18 protein-coding genes are annotated in these 20,329 nt (G+C 45.4%); 8 read left to right on the top strand and 10 right to left on the bottom strand.

Going from position 1 to position 20,329, the window contains the following annotated elements; all coding sequences use genetic code 11:
* Positions 1-41: 41 nt before the first annotated feature.
* Complete coding sequence (locus EHO57_RS08670) at positions 42-350, top strand: YbaB/EbfC family nucleoid-associated protein (RefSeq protein WP_135646735.1); 309 nt, start codon at positions 42-44, stop codon at positions 348-350.
* On the opposite strand, the gene EHO57_RS08665 is transcribed toward EHO57_RS08670, so the two are convergent.
* Positions 351-1,949 (bottom strand): peptidase M30, encoded by a 1,599-nt coding sequence (locus tag EHO57_RS08665; RefSeq protein ID WP_135646657.1) that lies wholly within the window; start codon positions 1,947-1,949, stop codon positions 351-353.
* A 137-nt stretch (positions 1,950-2,086) separates the two neighbouring features.
* On the opposite strand from EHO57_RS08665, the gene EHO57_RS08660 reads away from it, so the two are divergent.
* Entirely contained in the window at positions 2,087-2,830 is a 744-nt protein-coding gene (locus tag EHO57_RS08660; RefSeq protein ID WP_246050618.1) for a hypothetical protein, read from the top strand.
* Here the strand turns inward: EHO57_RS08660 and EHO57_RS08655 are convergent, their stop codons facing one another.
* The gene (locus EHO57_RS08655; protein WP_246050617.1) at positions 2,831-3,634 is read right to left on the bottom strand and encodes a leucine-rich repeat domain-containing protein; all 804 of its coding nucleotides are present in this window, start codon (positions 3,632-3,634) and stop codon (positions 2,831-2,833) included.
* A 70-nt stretch (positions 3,635-3,704) separates the two neighbouring features.
* On the opposite strand from EHO57_RS08655, the gene EHO57_RS08650 reads away from it, so the two are divergent.
* From EHO57_RS08650 to EHO57_RS08635, 4 genes are all read left to right on the top strand, one after another.
* On the top strand, positions 3,705-4,100 hold the full coding sequence (locus EHO57_RS08650; protein WP_135646655.1) for a Fur family transcriptional regulator: 396 nt from the start codon (positions 3,705-3,707) through the stop codon (positions 4,098-4,100).
* On the top strand, positions 4,097-5,686 hold the full coding sequence (locus tag EHO57_RS08645) for a hypothetical protein (protein WP_135646654.1): 1,590 nt from the start codon (positions 4,097-4,099) through the stop codon (positions 5,684-5,686). Before EHO57_RS08650 ends, EHO57_RS08645 begins: the two co-directional genes overlap by 4 nt.
* A 1-nt stretch (position 5,687) precedes the next feature.
* Positions 5,688-6,929 (top strand): AZOBR_p60025 family cell surface glycopolymer formation protein, encoded by a 1,242-nt coding sequence (locus tag EHO57_RS08640; protein WP_246050616.1) that lies wholly within the window; start codon positions 5,688-5,690, stop codon positions 6,927-6,929.
* Between the two features lie 283 nt (positions 6,930-7,212).
* Positions 7,213-7,485, top strand: a complete 273-nt coding sequence (locus EHO57_RS08635) for an RNA recognition motif domain-containing protein (RefSeq protein WP_135646653.1) — start codon at positions 7,213-7,215, stop codon at positions 7,483-7,485.
* 62 nt (positions 7,486-7,547) lie between these two features.
* Here EHO57_RS08635 and EHO57_RS08630 read toward each other — a convergent pair whose 3' ends face one another.
* The 8 genes from EHO57_RS08630 to EHO57_RS08595 all read right to left on the bottom strand — a co-directional run bounded on the left by EHO57_RS08630 (position 7,548) and on the right by EHO57_RS08595 (position 16,805).
* The gene (locus tag EHO57_RS08630; RefSeq protein WP_135646652.1) at positions 7,548-7,901 is read right to left on the bottom strand and encodes an LB_289 family protein; all 354 of its coding nucleotides are present in this window, start codon (positions 7,899-7,901) and stop codon (positions 7,548-7,550) included.
* Positions 7,902-8,202: 301 nt separating this feature from the next.
* Complete coding sequence (locus EHO57_RS08625; protein ID WP_135646651.1) at positions 8,203-9,741, bottom strand: S1C family serine protease; 1,539 nt, start codon at positions 9,739-9,741, stop codon at positions 8,203-8,205.
* A 4-nt stretch (positions 9,742-9,745) separates the two neighbouring features.
* Positions 9,746-11,206, bottom strand: a complete 1,461-nt coding sequence (locus EHO57_RS08620) for a S1C family serine protease (RefSeq protein ID WP_135646650.1) — start codon at positions 11,204-11,206, stop codon at positions 9,746-9,748.
* A gap of 7 nt (positions 11,207-11,213) precedes the next feature.
* Positions 11,214-11,747 (bottom strand): adenine phosphoribosyltransferase, encoded by a 534-nt coding sequence (locus EHO57_RS08615; protein ID WP_135646649.1) that lies wholly within the window; start codon positions 11,745-11,747, stop codon positions 11,214-11,216.
* Between the two features lie 93 nt (positions 11,748-11,840).
* Positions 11,841-12,755, bottom strand: a complete 915-nt coding sequence (gene htpX, locus EHO57_RS08610; protein WP_135646648.1) for a protease HtpX — start codon at positions 12,753-12,755, stop codon at positions 11,841-11,843.
* Positions 12,756-12,836: 81 nt separating this feature from the next.
* Positions 12,837-14,444 carry an NCS2 family permease gene (locus EHO57_RS08605; RefSeq protein WP_135646647.1) on the bottom strand — a complete coding sequence of 536 codons (1,608 nt, stop codon included), beginning with the start codon at positions 14,442-14,444 and terminating at the stop codon, positions 12,837-12,839.
* On the bottom strand, positions 14,441-14,926 hold the full coding sequence (locus EHO57_RS08600; protein ID WP_135646646.1) for a ClpXP protease specificity-enhancing factor SspB: 486 nt from the start codon (positions 14,924-14,926) through the stop codon (positions 14,441-14,443). Before EHO57_RS08600 ends, EHO57_RS08605 begins: the two co-directional genes overlap by 4 nt.
* Positions 14,919-16,805, bottom strand: a complete 1,887-nt coding sequence (locus EHO57_RS08595; RefSeq protein ID WP_135646645.1) for a polysaccharide biosynthesis protein — start codon at positions 16,803-16,805, stop codon at positions 14,919-14,921. The genes EHO57_RS08600 and EHO57_RS08595 overlap by 8 nt, the downstream gene beginning before the upstream one ends.
* 105 nt (positions 16,806-16,910) lie before the next feature.
* On the opposite strand from EHO57_RS08595, the gene EHO57_RS08590 reads away from it, so the two are divergent.
* Both EHO57_RS08590 and EHO57_RS08585 read left to right on the top strand, forming a co-directional pair.
* Positions 16,911-17,387, top strand: coding sequence for an STAS domain-containing protein (locus EHO57_RS08590; protein WP_135646644.1), 477 nt, complete (start codon positions 16,911-16,913; stop codon positions 17,385-17,387).
* A gap of 73 nt (positions 17,388-17,460) precedes the next feature.
* Positions 17,461-20,304: an adenylate/guanylate cyclase domain-containing protein gene (locus tag EHO57_RS08585; protein ID WP_135646643.1), complete on the top strand. Its 2,844-nt coding sequence runs from the start codon at positions 17,461-17,463 to the stop codon at positions 20,302-20,304.
* Positions 20,305-20,329: the final 25 nt, after the last annotated feature.

Below are 20,329 nucleotides of genomic sequence, written 5' to 3'. Positions count from 1 at the left end.
TATCCAAGATCGTATCATTAGTTATATGACCGGAGAGGATGATGTTCGGCAAAAGTCTTGATAATCTAAAACAAATGAACCAAATGCGAGTGAGAATGAAGCGTTTGGAGAAGGAGCTAGAGGCTCTTTCCTTCGAGGGAAAATCCAAAAACGAACTGGTTACCTGTATCACGGATGGAAAACAAGTAGTGCAAGACATTCGTATCGAAGACGAATTATTAGCGAAGAACGATAAGAAACTTCTTCAGAAAAGCATTAAGCAGGCTGTGAACCAATCCATGGAAGCGGCCCAAAAAGTTGCCGAAGAAAGAATGGGAGAATTCAAAGGCTTACTCGCAGGAATGCCTTGATCAAAATGCACGATAGATCTTTTCTTTCGTGCGGCTTCTCGCCAATTTAAAGAACTGATGAGGACAGACTGGGAGTGGCTCTTTCGCATCCGGAAGATGGATCGCTTCTTGTCCTTCCTCATCTCCTTCCGCAATTCCTAAGGAAACGGAAACATCTCCCGATCTCTTTGTTTCCGTACTGATCTGTAAAGAATATAGATTCGTATCCCAGGTTTTTTTCAGTAAGACCAAGCTATAGATCGCATTTGCGTTGGAGCGATCTGCCTTTACGAATTGGATCTGTCCGGGACCCAATTGGCTCAATGGAGTAATTTCAGGAAGTCTCTGAGGATCGTATAGTTTACGCAAAAAATCCCCATCCGTTCCCGCCGCAGGAAAAGGAAAATACTGAATGATGCGAGTCATGTTTTGCAAATATGTGTTCGCACTTGCCTGGTTCGTTCCGCTCTGCGCATAATCCGGCACAGCATCTCCCAAGGACAACCAAACGAAGCTAGGATAGATCTTTTGAAAAACGGAAGTATCCGTATTTCCTAATATAGATTTCACGTCGGAAGGAGCGGTTGTATACGCCTCAGAAGTGAGACGGAATAGATGGAATAGGCCGATAGAATCGGAAGCTCGATTTCCTTTCGGGCCCTGGACTCCATTCCTAAAATACGAGTTTCGGCTGGTAGTACTCGTGCCGGAGATCATATATAAATATTTCATAAAGGAGTAGGCGAATGCATAATCGACTAGGCTACTGAAATTCTCCGTTCCAAAGATAGCCGAGCCGTTCACTCCTCTTGCACAGGAACCGGATGTCCTCCCTCGATAACAATTGATCCTGCTCATCTGAGGAGAATATCCGGCGATATCTGCCGCTACTTCGCTTGTTCCTTCGTTGATCCAGGTCTCATCCCTACCTCCGCCGGAGGCTAGGATCCTGGACTCATACTGGAATCGGATCAAATGCTGGTATTCATGGGCCACAGTGGCAAGAAAGGTATCCGGCTTACCTTGGAGCATATCCGTATTCCGGAGGTCTACCAATTGAACTCCGTCCATATAGAGTATATTAGAAAAATTTGATCTTACAGGGTACGCTGAATTGTCCGGATAAAAATCCACAGGATCGAAAAAACCCGCTACGAAGGAACCGCCTGGCTGGGCTCCGTCTTGTATATCCGTGACTAGGATGGCTACTTTCCCGTCCCCATCTATATCCTCCGAATAACCGAAAGCGTCCCCTAATCGAGGATAGATCTTGGTATCGAATTCTTGTGAGACATTCCCATAATCTAAAGCGGTTTCTAAGCCGGAAGAACCGTATACATCCGTGAATTGGCCTGAGGACATTTTAGTAAAATGAGTACAGGAAGAAGAGTTTGTGATTAGATTACGGACCCAAAAGTTCCCATTGCCGGAACAGGAGGGACCCGTTCTGCTAAAGGAAAGAATATCGCTGAGCGACGGATTAGAATCGTCTTGAGAAGATCCGAAAGAACCTGAAGCAACGCAGTTCAAGAGAAGAAGAAGCCAGACAAACGGAACATAAACGATGGTCCGAAGTCGGGATAGTAAAACAGAATTCTTTTCTCGAAGAGAAACTTTCATGGTCTTCTTCTTAAAAAAGGAAACTAGCTTTACTGCATGATTCCTTTCTTTATCGTCAATTCTTGAGAGTGGTCCAAGAGGAGCAAGAACCATTGACCTTTACGGTTTCCGAGATCAGGAAATTTTTTTCCAATTTTTTGAGATATATCATTCTTTTTTCGTTGGGATGTAATTGCGGATTTCGTCCTTCTCCCTTAGAAAGAAATCTCACCCAAGGTCCGAATATCCCTTCCTTCGTATCCCTTCCAGAAAGCGGAGAATATTTTTCGGAGATCAAAAAGATCCCCACAGGCTTCTACGTTAGACAAGTATATCTGAATAACTCCATCTCCAAACAGGAAATGTTCATCAGCCAGCTTACCGTTTCAGAGGCAAAGAACTGGGAAGAGATCCGCTTCGAGGGAAAATTGAGTGTAGATCCTTCGGGGAACTATCTTAGATTTAGGCCCCGTCTTTGTAGGATATTCACAAGTAAGAACCCGGGAGATCGCTGGACTCTTACTCGGGCATACGAATGCGACCATTATGAATTCTTAATATGGAAATCCGGGAACGGGGAGATGCGATTGGTTCCAGGACCCGAAGGCGAAGAAGACGGGCTGAAACTTGTCCGACCGAAATCCGGGAACTCCTCTCAGATCGCCGCCATTGTACTCAAGGTAGATTCTCTGATCACTAGTGTCTGGGGAATGAGACTGTCTCGAGTAAGAAGAGGGGCGAGCGTTTATATGGAAAGGTCGGACGGAAAGAAAGTAGATCTCAAATCCTTGCAAACGGTAGAAACCACAGGAGAGATCAAGACCGAAAAACAAGGAGTGTTTCCGGGGGACTTTATTCTGTACACAAATCCGAGTGGAGATGCAAAGCCTCTGGCCTTATGATCAGTCCGCACCGGTTTCCGAATCAAGGATCTTACGCAATCCGGGCATGATCTTTAAATAGGGAAGAACTGTCCGGATCTTACGGATCTCTTCGTTTGAGACTTCGCTTCCTGCAGTCTGCAAATGGATCAAACCTGTGATCCCATAAAGAGGGCTCAGATCCTTTACTTTCGTTCCTCTCAGATACAGTTCTGTCAACTTGGTACAGTTAGCAAGCGGACCTAGATCGCTTACCTTAGTATCTTTCAAATGAAGATGACGCAGGCTGCAACCAGGACCAAGAAAATTCAAGTTAGAGACGTTCGTATAAGCGAGTTCCAATCGAGTCAACTGATTCCAATTCGGATAGGTAAGCATGATCTTATCGTTTGTCTCTGTGCGATTCAAGATCAGGCTGTCCAATTTAGGGAACCTTCGCAGAGGGCTCAGATCTTTGATCTCTGCGCTGTCGAGTTGAATGTATCTTAATCTAGGGAGCTCAGGAATATCCTGAAGAGAGTTTAGGTCTCCCGCATTGAATTCCAGGACTTCCAGTCTAGAAAAAGAGGAGAGGTCTTTCCAATTGGGAGTTTCTTTTAAGCCCAACCAACGAGTATCTTTGTAATATTCGCCGATGATATGTCCGGAAGGATTTCGTATCTGTACCAGGTACTCCGTAGGAGCACAAAGAGTAAAAAACAGAAGAAGAGAAAATACTTTCTTCATACGATCCAATCTAATGGAATTCCAAGAAAGGAAAACTAGAAAATCATTCGACTCCTCTGATTCTTGCGAGAGTTCTAAGGAACTAATCGGGGTTGACATAGACCTCGTTCTTAGCGCAGGATCTAATACGAGCCTTTGGAAAAGGTTCTTTAAACCGCTCGGATTCCTGATGGAAGAAGATAAAAAATCCGCCTCCCGAAATACGAAACAAAAAGGAGAGATCCTGAGAGTCATTCAGGATGCGCAAGGTCCTCTTTCCGTAAAAGAAATCCACGATATCTCCAAGAGATCCGTTCAGAATATTGGGATAGCCACAGTCTACAGAGTGATCAATCATCTGCTGGAATCCGGTTTGATCCATGAGATCCAACTTCCTGGAGAATCTTCCCGTTTTGAGACCAGTCATTTGGGACATCATCACCATTTTCATTGCAAGATCTGCGATCGTGTTTTCGATGTGGGGGTCTGTCCTTTCCCATTAGAGAATCTACCTAAGGGATTCACATTAGATTCTCATGAAATTATCCTCTATGGCATTTGTTCCGAATGCAACCAACAGAAATGAAAAACACTCCCATAAAAATCAAGATACTTTATATAACTCTAATATTATTCGCGGCATTTGCCGTCCTGGATCGATTCCTTTTGGATCAGGTGCTATTCGGATTCCCGAATGAACAGGAATGGGATACGTCTCCCTGGTTTAACTTCTTAGAGAAGAGAAGAAGGATCGAATTTTCCTCAAACGAAGAAGGGGTTCTGGTAGTTGGAAGCAGCGTCGCGCTGTATTCCGTTCTTCCGGAACGGATGAATCAAAGCTTCCGGAAGGATTCCTTGCCTATTCGGGCGGAATTTTATGCCCATCCGGCAATGACTCCTTCCGATTTCTATTTCTATCGGGAAGATATTGCCTCTAAAAATCCTAAATTGGTCTTCTACGTCTTAAATCCTGCCGATCTGCAACTGGATTTTCTCATCTCCGAAAAGGAGGCAGAGGCTAGGCTCCAACAATATGAGAAAAATATTATGTACCAGGACGAGTCCGTTCTCGACCTGCAAAAGATCCAGTACGATGAAAATGCCCTTACGGAAATGGAGGTAAAAACCAGACACCAAAACCGAAGCATTTATCCTTGGGAGTATCTGAAAGAGAGATATTCAGATGTGATCCGGTTGGGGAAATCCTCCTTTTTATCCCTTCTGTCCAGATCTCTTTTCCTAGTGGTCCGATATCGCAGTTTTATGTATGACCCTTTCGATATCTGGATAGAGAACCATCTCCGAAGCGGAAGATCTTATCATTACTATACTGGCATTCTTCCGAAAGAAGGGATCTATTTAAGAGGATGGGCAAAGCCTGAATTCGAAATCAATTGCGAGTTGAACAAAGGAGTTTTTCAAGAAAGCGTATTCTTCCAAGAGAAGGGAGCAAATCTAAAGATCCGGGGAGAAGGGGATAAGGTCCTATTCGACCAAACCTTCCCTACATCCGGATGGCATATGATCCGTTTGGAATTTTCCAAGGACCAAAAGACAGTACCTTTAAAATTCTCTACCGACAAGAAGATCTCCTCTTCCCAGGTAGATGCGAGATTATTCGGATTAGAAGAAACGTATGGGATCCGTCTCTCACGGAATTTCTGTAGAAGAGAGATCCAAAAGGATATTTCCTATATTAGGATCCTAGGCTTAGACGATTCTAGACTTTTTAATATGGACGAAGAAACGTATTCCAAAGACTATCAGGAAAGAGTGTATGCTTTTAAATCGGGAGCAAAGATGTCCCGTTTGGTTACATTGCGGATGGCGAAAATCAAGTTAGCCGCTTCTCCAAGATTCTTTGCCTGGTCCGAGCTGGAGTATCTGAAAAAGGGAATAGAATACTTAGGGTCCAAAGGGATCAAAGTTGTGATCGTCAATTCTCCCGAGAACCCATTTGAGAGAAAAGTGTATGAGAATAGTCCTTGGTATTCCGGTTATATTCAGTTTTTAGAAACCTTAGGAGCGGCGGATTATTCCTTTAAGAATGCAGTCGCTGAATTTCCGAACCAGAACTCTTTTTTGGATCCACATCATTTGACCTATATGGCTTCCGAAAGATCCTCTGATCTGTTTGCAAGATGGATCCGGGAATCCTTGGACAAAAAATAAAATGCCTACCTTCTTCCAAACCATACGTACGATCGAAAAGGATCTGAGAGCGAATGCCGCAAGGATCTTCGGGTCTAGAAGGAATACGACTCTCGTATTTATCCTTCTCTACTCGATCTCCTCTTACTTTGTTTGGAAGAAGTATGAATTTCGTCCTAGTTCCCAGATCAATTTCGGAAAGGAATTTGCGGACCAGAACGCGGAAGAAACTCCTAAAGGAGCCATCGTGTTCTTGGGGGAAGAAGGAAATCTAGGCGCTGGATACGACGGTCAGATCTTCTATTATTATTCCAGAATGTTATCCGAATGGAGTTTGAACTGGCCCAAGGGATTCGAGACAAGCTTTCGAGCTCCTAGGATCGGATACCCTCTTTTGGTTTCGCCCTTCGGTTGGTTCGGGCAGCAGGGAACCATTTTCGGGATGTACATATTGAATCTAGGCCTATTCTATCTTTCGTATCTTGCCCTTCGGAATATTTTGCCGGAAGGGAAAGAATACCTAAGTGCGATCTATCTTCTTTCTCCTTTTGCCCTGGGAAGTTATATACTTTTGGTTTCCGACACGATAATGATGGGCCTTATTCTTCTCTCCTATTGGTCCTACGAAAAGAAGAAGTTCCTCGCTTTTTCGATCTTCGGAGGACTCGCCATTCTAACGAAGGAACAGGCCGTTTTCCTATTATTCCCCCTTGGTATAGAGACCCTTTATCAAAGAGACTATAAAAAGAGCCTATGGGTGCTTTCTTCCTTACTTCTTCCGGTTTGCTGGAGTTTATATTTGAGAACCCAATTCCCAGAATGGACCCCAGGATCCCTGGGGAACTTTTTCGACCCCCTTGCCGGCATACTCGGATACTTGTCGGAACTCCAACAGGCAATCGGCGGGGGAGGCCAGGGATTGGTTGGGCTCGCCAAGAAATTCTCCCGTTTTCCTCTGCTTCTGCTCTTGCTCTATGGGACCTTTCTTGTTTTCCAAGGGAATTGGAGACAAGGACTGGCCTTCCGGATTGGATTCGGGATTACTATGTTGACGGTGTTTGCGGGAGGCTATGTCCTATATTGGGCTACATACGAGAACGTTTCCAGGATGTTTACAATCAGCGTTCCTCTCCTAATCCTCTGGCAAAGAGAAGACGAGAGTCTAACAGCCAATCCATACTGGTACTTGGTCGCGATCGTACTTGCCGGATTTTTGATCAAATTAGCCCTAATCTCCAAGCCTCTGCGTTACGTCGTATGGTAGATCCTGATATTTTTTGGAGAAAGGAAGAGCAAAAAATTTCTTAGACTTGATTCTTCCTGAAAAGGATTTACATTGGCTTTATTGTAGGTCCGCTGTTCAGAAATCCGCACGTGTTATAGTTCTTGCCGCCTAGATCCTAAGTAGGGTTTTAAACTCTCTCCCGGATTTATCGGTCGTTCAAATCAATCCCCGCGTTCTATAGAGAGTAAATGGTCTTTTTGGAAGGCGAATTGAGTTCCCTTGCGAAGTCTTTAGCTACCTAAAATTTTTGTTCGAGGAAAGCATGCAGAATCGCAAACTTTTTGTTGGAAATCTTAATTACTCAGTTGGTCAAAACGAGATCACTGAATTGTTCTCAAATTACGGAGAAGTCTCTTACGCGAAAATTATCGAAGGGAAGGGATTTGGTTTCGTAGAAATGGCAAATGAGGAACAGGCTAATAACGCTAAGAATAGCCTGAACGGAACCGATTTCAAAGGAAGAACTTTGAATATCGATATCGCTAAGCCTCAGACTTTCAAACCAAGAGGTAACGGCGGCGGCGGAAGACGCTAATCCCGTTTCTCCGAGAGGCTTAGGCTTCTCGGAGATCTCTTTTGATCGGATCTAGGAAATCTTTAAACTCCTACCTCTTCTTCTTCGCTTTCCTCTTCGTCTAGGCTAAGCAATTCAGTGAGCTCTTTATAAGCTCTGTCTTTCTCAACCACTCCGGTTTTCTTGATGGCTTTCTTGAGCACATCGTCCCATTTCTTTTGTGGGATGATCGCCTGCATTTCTTCCAGGACTTCCAATACGTTGATATCGTCTTTTGTATTGAAGATCTCGGTAGCATCGTGGCGAAATAATCCGGATAGTTGGTCTATAAAATCACCAACGCTAGCCCCTTGTCCGGAGCGTTTCTCCAGGGCTTCTTCTTTCTTTTGCGCTTTACGGAGATCTCTTTCTCGTCTCTCCAATTCGGTCCGTTTCATAAGAACCCTCTCTTACCGGCTGTTCCCTGCCATAATTTCGAATCCTCTTTCCCGGCAAAGAAAAAACCCTGGGAGGATCGAGGAAGAAAACCTGGCGAGTTCTGCCGATCTGGCATAAAGTTCGAAGCTTTACCGATCCAGGTAGGAATTCTGGCTAAAAAAGGAGAAAACCACTACGAACTTTGCTTCCTATAGAATTAGACCGATTCAAACGGAAAATTCTTTCCGGGATCTATCGTCTTAGTAGGGGTTTTTTCGGACAAACGTTTATAAAAAGAAGGAAAGAGCGATCCAAGAACGCTTAATGTTCGCCCATTCCGCTAGCTGGGATCCTGTATTCTTTTTGGATCCTCGCATTGGCTTCGGAAAGTACATTCTTATCCAAAACAATCTCTGTCCCATCGTCCAGAAGAACGATCACATAACGTGACTTGGATTCTTTGACTTCCTTAGAAATGTCTTTCGCCGCACGGACCGGTTTGCCATTTACCTTGATCACGATCCTACCGGAGACCTCATGGTATCCGTTATTCGATTCGTCAGGAATGACCTGGGATAAGAGTACGATCTTGCCTGCTTCTTTTCCGGGGGAACTGAATTTATCGTAATCGAAGGAGTAGAGTAGTTTGCGATCTACTTTGGACCTCCAATCCTTTCCCCATTCCAACAAATATCCTTCGGAAAGCTCTATGAATAAGAAGCCTCCGTCGAAATAGTAATCGGATCTCAAAGAAGGATTCTTATGAGGAATTCGAACGGAAGTATACGGGAAAGGCTTCAGAGGAAGAGCGATGTCCAAAGGCTTTCCTTCTCTCAGTATCTTGAGAGGGACTGACTTGCCCGTTTGGAAACCGAATTCGTCTCCTATATGCGCGATATAAGACAGTACCTGTTTGCCGTACTTAGGGTGATCGAAATATCCTTTGGAGTCTATCTTCTTGCCGCCGAACTCTAAGATCACATCGCCGATCTTTAATACTCCATCTGCGGAGCTATTCGGAAGTATCTCGGCTACAAGAATGCCTTGGTCTTTCTCCTTGATCCCATAATAATCCTTGGTCGCCTGATCGGTAACCGGTCTATAACGGAATCCTTTATAAGAGATCTCTGATGTTCCGAATTTCCCCAGGAATTTCTGGATCAGAAAGGAAGGAATTGCTCTCCCGGAGTTCTTGTCTCCGGAAAAATCGAATAGGATCCCTGTGGCCTTGCCATCTTCTAGTACTACTTCTCCATTTCCGTTCAATGTTTCCGTGGAGTTGATGTCCAAAATAGGGAGTTCTACCAAGCCTTGGGGATACTGATCGAGATCCATACTGACTAAAGCGCCAACTGCGGATTGGATCGAACCGGAATTGTCCAACTGGTAAATAGAGACTTGTTTCGGATAACTGATATTAGAATGGAATTCTAGGGGAGCCAGATCCTTATAGAAACCTTCCTCGTCTACTTTTAGTAATGCTAAATTCGTTTCGTAATCGATCTTAGAGATCGTGGCCTTTGTCTCTGCGTACGAAGAATGCTTTTTGACTTCGATCAGAGTGGAGTAGGAGAGAAGATGTGCCGGCAAAATGATCCGATTTCCGGAGACAACGATCCCGACCCCTCTTCGTACTTTCGGGTTTTTCTTTTTCCAAGGATTGAAGTAGTCCTGCTCTTGGTAAGAGATCTTAACTTGAACGATACTCTTCTTGAATTCCTCTTCCGACTTGGAAGAAGGGACCGAATTAGAAGACTCGAGTCTTGTCTCTTTGCTCTTTTTAGAAGTCTTGGTCTTTGCTTGGACGGATGAGACCCCGAATCCGAATACTAAGATCGCAGAAAGAATACGAATGTACAATGCTTTACTCCAGACCGTACGTGCTTCGGATTTGAGAGTCCGCTTTCTTGGACTCTTCTCTATCCAAGATCAGAGGTAATTCTATATCTAAGAATTTTAATTTAAGGAATCTGGATTTGGATTCGGACATGATCTTTTTCAGATCTGCGAGACTATTCACAGGCTCTCCGTTCACCGATTCTAAGACCAGATTCAAGAAATAATCCGCAGAAGAATTCACAGGATGAGCGAGTTTTCTGTACAAGACCACATCCGCTTTCTTAGTGCTATTCATTCCGTCTTCGATGAAATAATCATATCTAAATAGGAACTGGCTTCCTCCGGAAGTATTTCCGGCTCTGCTCCAGGCTCCCAGTAAATCCCTGGACATTTCTTGGAACAGAAGTCCTCCGATCATTGCATAATCGAAAGGAGTATCGTAACGATTTCTCATAAAGTCGAAATCAGGCATTCTTCTGGCCTTGAATTCCACATCCAAGAACTTACCATCGCGGAATACTTTGAACCGGATCGGTTCTCCGGAGTTCTTATTGTCCACGGTTTCCGTGAAATCCACTCTAGCGTCCTTATCCAAGGTAATGGTTCCATTGCGACCGATCGTAAGTCCGTCGATCTGGGTGAGATAATCCCCTTCCTTTAGATATCCGTCCGCAGATCCATGAGGAAGAATGCGATTCACGAATACTCCTTCGAGTCCATCCGGGATCCCTTTGGCTTTGCGAAGAGCAGTATTAAAAGAATTGAATGTACCTATCCCAAGCTCTACGTAGCCGTCGTATTTTCCGTCCTCAATATCTTTCAGGAAATGACGGATGACCTTGGTGGGAATGAGATATCCTATATTCTCTCCCTTGGTCGCCACCTGGAAGGCGACTCCTACTACCTGGTTGTCCTGGATTGCGGGTCCGCCGGAGTTACCAGGATTGATTGCCGCATCCACCTGTAGGACCAAATGACTGTCTACGGAAGAATGCTCATACTTAGATTGCTCTTTTCGGGAAACGATCCCTCTTGTGACGGAGACCTTATTCCCGCCAATCGGATATCCTACCACAATAAGAGGGGAGTTGAGTTCCGGGATCTCTCCCAGGCTCAACTCGGTGGATTCCTTATAGAATTCGGGATCTTCGGCTTCTAAGATAGCAAGATCGCAATCATGAGCCACATGCAGGATCTTGACCCTGTACCATTCGGTCTGGTTGTATCTTTGGACCTGAATGTATTTTGCATTAGAAATTACATGAGCATTTGTTAATATTCTTTTGTTCCCGATCAGGAATCCTGTGCCTGAACTGGCACGGACCCCTTCGGTTGCCCAAGGAGTGTAAGCGCTGAATGCTTGGGAATAGACTTTGATCTGAACGACTGCTTTTCGGACATGATCGAAATCGGTTTTTTCCTCCGAATGGATCCCAAAAGAGACTAGGGTTACAAATACTAGAAGACCCGATTTCAGGATTTGCATAGAAAGTCTAATGACCCTCAAACTCGCAAATAGAGAAAACGTTCACACCTAGATCCTTGCTTAACTTTGTGGCTCCGCCTAGATCCGGAAGATCGATAATGACTCCTGCCTCCGGAACTTCTGCACCCAGTTTTTGGAGCAGCTGTGCCGCAGCGATCATTGTTCCGCCTGTAGCGATCAGATCGTCCATAAGAAGAATGCGATCTCCAGGAACGACAGAGTCCTTATGGATCTCGATCACGTCTTTGCCGTATTCCAGATCGTATTCTTGGGAAACTGTCTCAGAAGGAAGCTTTCCTTTTTTTCGGATAGGAATGAATCCCACTCCGAGTTGGAAGGCGAGGGGCGCTCCTATAATGAATCCTCTGGCTTCTATTCCGGCTACCTTGGTAATTCCTTTGCCGGTATAACGATCCACGAAGGTCCCGATAGTAAGTGCGAGACCCTCAGGATCTAATAATAAGGACGTGATATCTCTGAACATGATCCCTTTTCGGGGATAGTCCGGAATGGTGCGAATTTTACTTTTGACGATGGACATGGGCTCGAAGTCCAATTCCATTTTTGTAAAAGGAACTAACAATTCTTTTTTCAGGCGGGAATATAACGGCTCTCCGAAGAGAGCCGATCTCGTTTAGTATGCTCTCGCTCTAAGAGCGGCAATTCTTTCTTCTAAAGGTGGGTGAGTCGCAAATAAGGATGCAAGTCCTCCGCCTCTATTGGAGATTTTCAACGTGGCGATGGATTCTCCTCTTTGGTCCACAGGATCATGAGTGAAGGCGACTTTCAGTCTTTCCAAGGCCCGGATCATATTTTCGCGACCTGCGAGCTTTGCACCGCCTGCATCCGCTCTGAACTCACGAGCCCTGGATACGTAGGCTACTACTATAGATCCTAAAAGCCCGAATACCATGACCAATACCTGTTGGATCATGTACTGCATGAAGAAGCCTCCGCCTCCTCTTCCCTCGTCGTCTCTACGAGAGAGCTGGGATGCGATGATCTGGCTTACGATCCAAGCAAAGAAGAATACAAAGGAGTTCACTACTCCTTGCACCAGGGTCATGGTAACCATGTCTCCGTTCGCGACGTGAGTCAATTCGTGACCGAGAACGCCGTCCACTTCTGCACTATCCATTCCATTCAAGAGCCCTGTTGAAACTGCAACGAGAGCGCTGTCCCTGCTTGGACCGGTTGCAAATGCGTTGATCTCAGGAGACTGATAGTATCCTACTTCCGGCATAGGGAGTCCCGCTCCTTGCGCCAATCTTTGCACTCGGACGAGAAGGTCTCTTTGCCATCCGGATGCGTTTTTGGGGTCGATGATCTGCACGCCCATCGACATCTTTACCATTACTTTGGAGAGAAGAAGAGAAATGAAGGCTCCTCCCATCCCCCAGATCGTGCAGAATAATAATAATCCGGAATAAGAAATTCCGGAACGTTCCAGGTATTCCCCTAAACCGGAAACTCTTACTAAGAAAGCGATCGTGGAAATTACTACGATATTGGTGATCGCAAACAATCCGAATCTACGAAAAAGCGCCATAGGCGAATCATTCTCCTTTTAGAAGGTTTTTGAATCTCGGTATATCCTCGACTCCCCGGTCTTCTAAATTTCCGGTAATTCTTAGACCGATCTTGGTTCCTTTTTCAAGAAGGAAGCCAATAGAAAAAGTCCTGCAAGTAATAGATATCCTTGCACAAATGGACCAAAGTTTAGCTCAAATGGCGTGATAATTGCATTTCCCCGCAAGGCGTATGCATGGATAAATCCGGTGGCAGCGAGTAAAACTCCTGCTAAACTTGCGATGATCGCCTTCTTGAAATCCCGATCGATCACGAAAGTAGCGATAGAGGCCCATACCATGGCAGATAATAAGAATCCTTGGGAAAGGCTCAAGAGTCCCGCTAATGAATACGGAAAGATGGGTTGGTCCAAAGGCACGGAAGACAACCAAATATTCGGGGTCATAGAAGCGGCTGTCGTTCCTTCGATCGCCTTAGAGAGGATCGGATCCGCATAATTGAATGCGCTTTGGATCAGCAATACTCCCCAGCCTGCTAACGCAGGAAGAAGTCCGATCACCACTGCTGGTGCATGTCGAGTCGGTGTCGCTTCGAATGCTTGTGCTCCGATCACGATCCCGATCCAGAGAACGATCGCCATTCCCGCCTCGACAGGAATGAGTTTGGAAACGAATCCGATGAGTCCCAAGAACGCGACCAGGGTCATGAACACTCCGTTCAAGCTAGAATATCCTGCTCTTGCACCAAGAGCCTTCCAGCCTGGATGTCCTATATAGATGGTTGTAGGGAAGGGAGATCCGAAAAGGGATCCAACCATGGTCCCGAGTCCATTTACCATGAGAGAATTGCGAGTATTGAATTTATCTCCTGCGGCCTCTGCGGATTCTATGTTCTGCAAGGAACCGATCACGTTGAATATTCCCATGGGTAGAATGATAGAAAGGTATTCTCTAATGTCCGCATGCCCCCAGGCAGAGAATAATTCTCCTCCGCTCCAAATCGGAAGATAGAGCCCTATGTTCCAAGAAGAGCGTAACGCATCCGCATCCATTAAAGTCCTTCCCGAGAAATAAGGAGAATACCAAGCAAGTAAGGTACCTGCGATCACAGAGATCAATCCTCCGGGGATCTTGAATGGAAAGACCACTTTCCCAAAATACTGGAGTAGAATGATCCCGAAAGGAATGAATGCTACCAATGGATTCAAAAAGGTTCTTACCAAGAAATCCATGGAGATGAAAGTAAGTGCGATCCCTGCAAGTGCGGAAAGAAGAGCCGCTCTAGGAGTCGCCTTTCTGATCTTCTCCGCGACGAACGCTCCTAAGAATTCGATGAGACCGGAGATAAAGCTAGCAAGTAGTCCGATAGACCAGGCCGCCTTATAACTGTTTGTCTTTTGGTAGACCGGGAACATCACAAAGAACACGAATGCAAACAAGGAAACCGTATTGATCCCGTAAGGAAGTGCGGTCACATCGCTTCTGTTTTCCGAATGAGCAAGTCTCGCGGCCTGCCAGGCATAGAAAACATTTCCGACTAAGAGAGAAATTGCCGCTCCAGGGATCACGACACTAAACACGAATTCTTGCGGCATTCCGCAGAGTCCGATACATAACCCGACTAGAACCAGTATTTGGATCAGGTTATCGATCATTAACCCGAAGAACCCGTCTAGGTCTCCGGCAACAAACCATTTGTATTTGCTCATTTCTTAGATTTACTCCCGAAGTCGACTTGGATTACATTATCTTTTCGTTTCTTACTCTTAGAAGAAGTCTCCGATCTGGATGCTTCGTCCGTTATTTCTTCTTTAGGAGCTTCCGGTTTGGAAGAAGGCACCTCTACCTTTCCTAAGAAGATTCGCATCTGGGTCACAGTCTGCTGAGACTTATCAAAATATCGGAAGATGGAATCCCAAGGAAGAAAGACTTCTTCCCAAGTATAACCGAATTGCAGTTCTGCATAGACCCATTCTTCTTCGATGCGGATATCCCTGGCGGCGCGCGGGCCTATGACTAGGATAATGCCGGATTCGGGCTCTTCGCCCACGAGTCCTCGTTTGCCTATTTTCAGATCCGGATGGGGCATTGCATGTACATAGAAGGTGCCGAACCTTTCCCAATATACTGAGAAAAGTTGTTTTTTGAATTCGCGAAGCGCCTGTATGTCTTCTAAATTCGGATTATCCATTCGTTTCGATCTTGCGAGAAGCTTCCTCGCTGATATAATCCTTATGAGTTCTGTATTCAGGAACCAAGGCCTTAAAACAGGAGAAGATCTCTTCTTCCCGATCCGCTCTGGCAGCGTCGATCAGCGCCTGGAACCTAGCCTGGAAGCTGCTAGGATCTCTATCCTCTAAGGGAGCTGCAATCCTGATTTTAGGATGATGTGTTTTTTTAATTCCTTCCATATCTAACAGCAGTTCTTCGAAGAGTTTTTCTCCCGGTCGAAGTCCTGTGAACACGATCGCAATATCCGTATAAGGTCGAAAGCCGGAGAGACGGATCATGTCCTCCGCCAAACTCAAGATCCGGATGGGCTCTCCCATATCTAAGAGAAAGATCTCTTCCTTTTCTCCCATGGCTCCTGCTTGGAGCACGAGCTGGGTCGCTTCCGGTATGGTCATGAAGTAACGGATAATATCAGGATGAGTCACAGTTACAGGTCCGCCGTTCCCGATCTGTTCCCGGAAACGAGGGATAACGGAACCGCTGGAGCCTAATACATTCCCGAAACGCACAGTGATGAATTTGGTCTTTGTCTCGGGCGAAATGGTCTGCAAATATAGTTCCGCAACTCTTTTGGAAGCACCCATAATATTCACTGGATTCACTGCCTTGTCTGTGGAAATCAAAACGAAACGTTCTACACCTGTAGCGCGAGAGATATCGGCTAAGTTCTTGGTCCCTAGTACATTATTTAAAACGGCCTCGGAAGCATTGCTCTCCATCATAGGCACATGCTTGTAGGCGGCAGAATGGAATACCACCTGAGGACGATTCGCTTCGAACACGGAAGAAATACGAGAAGGGTTCTTTATATCCGCAACCACTGCTTTGAACTGTATTCCGGAATCCTTAAATACTTTTCTGAGCTCGTAGTCGATCTCGTACAGCGGGGTTTCGGCAGAATCCAGTAGGATCATTTTGGAAGGATGGAACACCGCCACCTGTCTGCAAAGCTCGCTACCGATCGATCCTCCCGCTCCGGTGATCACGATTGTCTTTCCTGCGATATAGGAACGGATGGATTCTATCTCCAAGTCGACTACAGGTCTACCTAGTACGTCTTCTACCCGGATCTCCCTCAATTGCTGGATCTTGGGTGGATCGAAGAACAAAGAACCGAGAGAGGGAAGGATCTTGAAGTCCACATGGGTGGATTCGAAGGTTTTGATCAGTTTTCCGATCAGTTTCCCGTCCGGATGATGGAATGCGATGAGTACTTTCTGTATCCCGAGAGAACGAATGAGTTCCTCGGCAAGATCGATCTTTCCTAGGACCGGAACTCCTTGGATATGAGCTCCTAGTTTACTCTCATCGTCATCCAATAGAGCGATTGGATTCAGGTTCAGATCGTTATGCCTTCTTAATTCGGTAAGAAGGGTCGCTCCTGTTTTTCCGGCGCCTAGGATCAATGTGGGAATTCCTACTCCCTGTTTCTTCCTGAGAATGTATTGATCTCGTACTAGTCTCCAAGAAAGACTTCGGATGCAGAGAAATCCCAAAAGAAGAAGGGTGTCGATCACCGGGATCATTCTAGAGAGATGCTCGAAACCGTTATAGAAGAGTAATGCGGTATTGGAAATAAGAGAAGAAAGAACAGTAGTCTTGATGATCTCCACCAGATCATGGATGGAAGCGTAGGCCCAGATGGATCTGTATATATTCGAAAACAAGAATACTACAGATCTGCATAGTACTACGATACAAAGTGGGATGAGAAAATCTTCGGGACGATTCAAAAAACCTAAGGATTCGAATCGGATCAGGTGCGCTAGAAAATAAGAGAGCACCATGAAGAACAAGTCGAGAGGGAAAAGAAGACTACGACGATTCCATTGACCCATTAAGTAAAAAAAATGTCTGAAAGAGGAAAAGTCCAATCTTTTTGGGAATTTTTTAGGTTGCCGAAAACCGGTACCAGATCGAAGCTCAATAGGTCTTTAACTCTCGTGAAAGAATTAATCGTCAATCTTCAGGGCAAACTGGATTCCATTCTCGGAAGCACCTTTCGTGAAAAGACGGACGATGTCCTACACAATATTCCGCATAGGATCTTATTGGACGCAAGAGAGTTACAAGACTGGGATGAGGCAGGCTTGACCTCCTTGAAAAACTCCTCTCTTTCTCACGCAACTTCTATCTACGCCGCCTGTAGTTTATCCGAAGCCTTGACCAAAGATTGGGATCGTTTAGGAGTCAGTTCGACCATCCCGTATTTTACTACTAGAGAAGAAGCAAAAGCCTATCTTCTTTCCGCAAAATCGGACGGCCAACAGACCCAGGTCGTGGAAAGTACTGCGGCCTGTCCTGCTTGTTTGCAGATCCTAAGAGTACGAGGCAAAGGGAATTATCGTTGTCCTGCTTGTTCTCACACATTCTACCTGACCGCAGACTACAGAACGGCAAGCTACGAAAAATTGTTCTAAGATCCGAAATCTCTATAAAGAAATTTCCAGTTAATATGCTTGCCAGAAAAATTCGGACTGGCGCAGTTTCTATATGAATAAAAATAGTTCGGAACGCCCGTCAATCGCCAAACGCATACTCGACGCATTTCTTCTTCTTCCGAAGGTATTTTATTCAGGGATACGGGCCAAACTCGCGATCTTCACGGGAAGTTTGATCGTACTCACCATTTTCATTCTCTCTGTTATTTACGTAAGACAGCAAACTGCGATCCTCACCGAAAGTTACGATAGAGAAGCTGCTATTTCCCGAAAATACATCTCTTCCTTAGTCTTGGAATTGGACAATATTTCCCAGAGCTTGATCCGTATCGAGGAATTCCGGGACCGGGTCAGTAAACAGACAGAAGCATTAAAAAAATATAAAACGACCAAAACCCTAGTCCGGGAAAATCAAGTCTCTCTTTTCGGGATCAAGACGAGCCTATTTGGAGCATTAGGAAAAAATAAAGTCCATAAGAAGTTAGACACGTATTATTCCACCTATCTGTCCAAAGACGATATCCAGGTACTCGAAAAAACGATCCGACAACAGCTCCAACTTGGCGGAGAAAAACCGATCACCGACAAGGAATTTTCTCGTTTGCAGTTCATGGCAAAGAAATTCGTTTTCGCTGACAGAGAAATAGGCATCATCCGAAAAAGACTTTCTGAATTAAAGGAAAACCAAGAGAAACCGGACCAAACGGAGATCTCCGCCGCAGAGGAGGAACTTCGTAAAAAGTCACTTCTCTCCAGAAAACTCAGATCCGAGTTGGATGAGAATATCGTTACGATCCTGGCCGAATCCAAAAAGAGAAAGATCAAGGACCTGGGCTTGGATACCGGAAGGTTTCGACTACAGACCTTTCCTCTTTCGGGTATCATTCCGGGAGAAGCTTCCGAGCCTACCTTGGACACTCAGATCTTCGATTCGGAGTCTCCTTTAAACCAGGCTCCTATGCAGGACAATCTAGAAGAAGGACTGAAAGGCGCCTTATCCTCTCTTATAGATGGAGCAGGTATCATGGCGGAAGTTCCGGCCACTTCCTTCCAACAAAACAATCTGGAATTGCAGGCATTGTATTCCCCGCATTTTAGAAATCCTGCATCTACTGAAAGGGCTAGGCTCGTAGAATCGAAACGAGGGAATTTAGGAGCCTGGAACGGTTACCTGCAAGAAGAAGGGGAGATCCTGACCGAACTCTCCAAGATACCTCCACTCTTAGATGCAAGGCTCAAGCACCTAAAGGAGAAGAAGCCGCCCATTCCTCCATTCAAGGATAAAGAGTTCAAGGCCGAATATGCGAAGTATGCAAGCCTTGTCCGCAAACGAAATCTTCTCTATGCGACCTATTTGAGAAACAATCCTTCTAAAGAAGAAGAGGAACTGCAAGTAGAGGCCATCGGTTCCATTCGCAACTCCGCTTTGGAGGATCAGATCCTTTTGAGATTCAGACCGGACGGTTCCGATTACTCTAGATCGGTGCAATCCGAAGAAGGAAAGGAGCTCTTCGAGAAAAGATGGAACTCCCTGAGAGAATGGATCTACGCGGGAGAAAGCGAGACTCCCACTCCTAAATTAAAAGCATTATTCCAAGATGGGATCATAGGGAATAGTAGAACGGAAGCCGAACAGATCCTTTGGAAACTTGACTCCACTCCTTTGCTTTCGGAGACCTTGGACGACCTACCTAGCGTTGTGCTCTCTTCTAATTTCGCAGGGATCATTCGCACGATCGTAGATCGAACAGAAGGATTAGAATCGATTCGAAGCAATCGGGACAGAGCAGTGCTCTCCGCATTGGGGATCACTGGGTTCTCCATTTTCTTAGCAGTATTCATATCAGGTTTCGTAGTACAAAGGATCAAACGACTCATTCGCAACGCAGAGCAAGTAGGGAAGGGAGATCTCAACGTAGAGTTCGAGCCGGGAGGAAGCGACGAGTTCGGAAATCTATCTGTCGCACTCAACCAAATGGTAACCGGTCTACGAGAAAGAGAAAAGATCAAAGGCATTCTAGGGAGCATGATCGATCCGGTTGTGATCGGAGAGGCAATGAAGGACCTTGCCGCACTGAAACGAGGTTCTGAGAAAAGGGTGACCGCATTCTTCTCGGATGTGGCTGGCTTTTCGGATATTAGCGAAAAGCTAAGCTCGGTAGAACTTGCAGAATTATTGAACGAATATCTTTCCGCGATGACCCTTATTCTAAAAGAACACGAAGGTGTATTGGATAAGTATATCGGCGATGCGATCGTAGGGATCTTCAACGCTCCTGTGGAAGTGGATACACATTGCCTCAAAGCGACCAAAGCGTCTCTGAAAATGATTGGCAAGCTGGAAGAACTGAAAGCTGGTTGGAAAAAATCCCATAAATACATTCCGGAAGCAAGAGACATGAAGATCCGGATCGGATTGAATACCGGACTCGCAAAAGTTGGCTTCATGGGAACGGACGCGTTAGCTTCTTATACAATGATGGGAGATACGGTCAATCTTGCGGCTCGTTTAGAAGCGGCAGGAAAGGATTATGGGGTCTCTATTTTAGTTTCGGATGCTGTGCATATGGAGATCAAGGATCATATCTTTACTCGTAAATTGGATCTGGTTCGAGTCAAAGGAAAGAATGAACCGGTCATCTTGTACGAGGCAATTTCCGAACTGAAAGGGGTCAATTCCGCCCGCAAAGAACTCGTCGGCGCCTATGAAGAAGGCTTAGCTCTTTACTTGGAACGCAAATGGGATCTTGCGATCAAAAAGTTCAAGGATTCCGAAAAGGCAAACAGCAATGGCGAGGATAAGGCAGTCCAGATCCTTGTGGAACGTTGTAAGGAATACAAAAAGACTCCTCCGCCTGACTCCTGGGACGGGGTCTATACCAGAACGCATAAGTAAAACTGAATGTGCTCCACTCGAGAGA

Source organism: Leptospira langatensis (assembly GCF_004770615.1).
GTDB lineage: Bacteria > Spirochaetota > Leptospiria > Leptospirales > Leptospiraceae > Leptospira_B > Leptospira_B langatensis.
This window is presented reverse-complemented; position numbering and strand designations above follow the sequence as displayed.

Bases quoted from the DNA above. Each gene is read 5' to 3' on its own strand.
- EHO57_RS08585 (WP_135646643.1), top strand. From the start codon at position 17,461: ATGAATAAAAATAGTTCGGAACGCCCGTCAATCGCCAAACGCATACTC.
- EHO57_RS08640 (WP_246050616.1), top strand. From the start codon at position 5,688: ATGCCTACCTTCTTCCAAACCATACGTACGATCGAAAAGGATCTGAGA.
- EHO57_RS08620 (WP_135646650.1), bottom strand. From the start codon at position 11,206: ATGCAAATCCTGAAATCGGGTCTTCTAGTATTTGTAACCCTAGTCTCT.
- EHO57_RS08595 (WP_135646645.1), bottom strand. From the start codon at position 16,805: ATGGGTCAATGGAATCGTCGTAGTCTTCTTTTCCCTCTCGACTTGTTC.
- EHO57_RS08670 (WP_135646735.1), top strand. From the start codon at position 42: ATGTTCGGCAAAAGTCTTGATAATCTAAAACAAATGAACCAAATGCGA.
- EHO57_RS08635 (WP_135646653.1), top strand. From the start codon at position 7,213: ATGCAGAATCGCAAACTTTTTGTTGGAAATCTTAATTACTCAGTTGGT.
- EHO57_RS08615 (WP_135646649.1), bottom strand. From the start codon at position 11,747: ATGTCCATCGTCAAAAGTAAAATTCGCACCATTCCGGACTATCCCCGA.
- EHO57_RS08650 (WP_135646655.1), top strand. From the start codon at position 3,705: ATGGAAGAAGATAAAAAATCCGCCTCCCGAAATACGAAACAAAAAGGA.
- EHO57_RS08655 (WP_246050617.1), bottom strand. From the start codon at position 3,634: ATGTCAACCCCGATTAGTTCCTTAGAACTCTCGCAAGAATCAGAGGAG.
- EHO57_RS08630 (WP_135646652.1), bottom strand. From the start codon at position 7,901: ATGAAACGGACCGAATTGGAGAGACGAGAAAGAGATCTCCGTAAAGCG.
- EHO57_RS08665 (WP_135646657.1), bottom strand. From the start codon at position 1,949: ATGAAAGTTTCTCTTCGAGAAAAGAATTCTGTTTTACTATCCCGACTT.
- EHO57_RS08645 (WP_135646654.1), top strand. From the start codon at position 4,097: ATGAAAAACACTCCCATAAAAATCAAGATACTTTATATAACTCTAATA.
- EHO57_RS08605 (WP_135646647.1), bottom strand. From the start codon at position 14,444: ATGAGCAAATACAAATGGTTTGTTGCCGGAGACCTAGACGGGTTCTTC.
- htpX (WP_135646648.1), bottom strand. From the start codon at position 12,755: ATGGCGCTTTTTCGTAGATTCGGATTGTTTGCGATCACCAATATCGTA.
- EHO57_RS08600 (WP_135646646.1), bottom strand. From the start codon at position 14,926: ATGGATAATCCGAATTTAGAAGACATACAGGCGCTTCGCGAATTCAAA.